At 64.2% G+C, this 1,594-nt stretch carries 1 protein-coding gene; it reads left to right on the top strand.

The window, feature by feature from the left end:
• Window positions 1-1,594 (top strand): type VI secretion system Vgr family protein (locus tag INT12_RS30355; protein WP_193041221.1); only part of this gene is annotated, 1,594 nt, incomplete at both ends.

Here is a 1,594-nt window from a genome sequence, read left to right on the forward strand (position 1 = left end):
GCCGGCACACCTTGAGTGTGCGCAACATCGAAGCCCGTCTCGACGTGTTGGCCTTTGAAGGCCACGAACACCTGAGTCAACCCTTCACCTATCGCGTGGAATTCACCAGCACCGAACGTGACCTCGCCGCCGAAACCCTGCTTGGCCAGGACGCCCGTTTCAGCCTGCACGCCGCCCCGCAAAAACCACCGGCCTCAGGCTTCAGCGCGCCCGCGGTCAAACCGCTGCGCACCTTGCACGGTGTGGTCACCGGCTTCAAGCGTCAGTCCGGCTCGAACGACCAGGCCCGTTATGAACTCACTCTGCAGCCGCGCCTGGCTCTGCTCGGCCAAGGCAGACAATTTCGCATCTACCAGCATCAATCCGTGCCACAGATCGTCGAAAGCATCCTGCGCAGCCGCCACGACTTTGAAGGCCAGGACTTTCTGTTCAGCCTGAAACGCGACTACCCCAGGCGCGAGCAGGTCATGCAATACGGCGAGAGCGACCTGGCCTTCATCGACCGCCTGCTCGCCGACGTCGGCATCTGGTACCGCTTCACCAGCGACGAACGCCTGGGTATCGATGTGGTCGAGTTCTGCGACGATCAGCGCCTCTACCAGTTCGACATCGCGCTGCCGTATCGCCCGCAATCCGGGCTGGGCAGCAGCGGGCAGGACGCGGTGTGGCACCTGCAATCGAACCACCGGGTGGTCGAACAACAGGTGCATATCCGCGCCTACCACCCCCGAGACGCCGGCGCCCACCTGAGCGGCGAGATCGACCAGAGCCGCGGCGCCAGCGGCACCTACGGCGAGGCCTACCACTACGCCGAGCCCTACACGACCCTCGGCGACCGACTGGATCAGGACGAAGACCTGCTCAGCGAAAGCGGCTACTTCTACGCACGCCTGCGCCACGAGCGTTACCTCAACGCCCAGACCCAACTCAGCGGCATCACCAGCAGCGCCACGTTAGCGCCAGGGCAGGTGCTGCACACCACCGGCGGCGCGCCCGAAGCCTTCACACCGGGCGCGGTGATCACCGGCCTGACCACCACCGCCGCCCGCGATAGCAGCTTGGTCGCGACCTTCCAGGCCATACCCTATTCAGACACCGTGTGCTTTCGCCCCGCACTGCAGCCCAAACCCCAAATCGCCGGCACCGTCCCGGCCCGCGTCACCAGCCCACAGGCCAACGACCCCTACGGCCACATCGACCTCGAAGGGCGCTACAAGGTCAACTTCCTGTTCGACCGCGACACCTGGAAACCCGGCGAAGAAAGCCTATGGCTACGCCTGGCCCGCCCCTACGCCGGAGATACCCACGGCCTGCACCTGCCGTTGATTGCAGGGACCGAAGTGGCGATTGCGTTCGAGCAGGGCGACCCGGACCGGCCCTACATCGCGCACGCGTTGCACGATAGCCAGCATGTCGATCATGTGACCTTGCGTAACTACAAACGCAACGTGCTGCGTACCCCGGCGAATAACAAGCTGCGGATGGATGACACGCGGGGGCGGGAGCACGTCAAGGTCAGTACTGAGTATGGAGGTAAGAGCCAGCTGAACCTGGGGCATTTGGTGGATGCCGCGAAACAAAAGCGTGGGGAAGG

It is taken from the genome of Pseudomonas sp. K8, assembly GCF_014889455.1.
GTDB lineage: Bacteria > Pseudomonadota > Gammaproteobacteria > Pseudomonadales > Pseudomonadaceae > Aquipseudomonas > Aquipseudomonas veronii.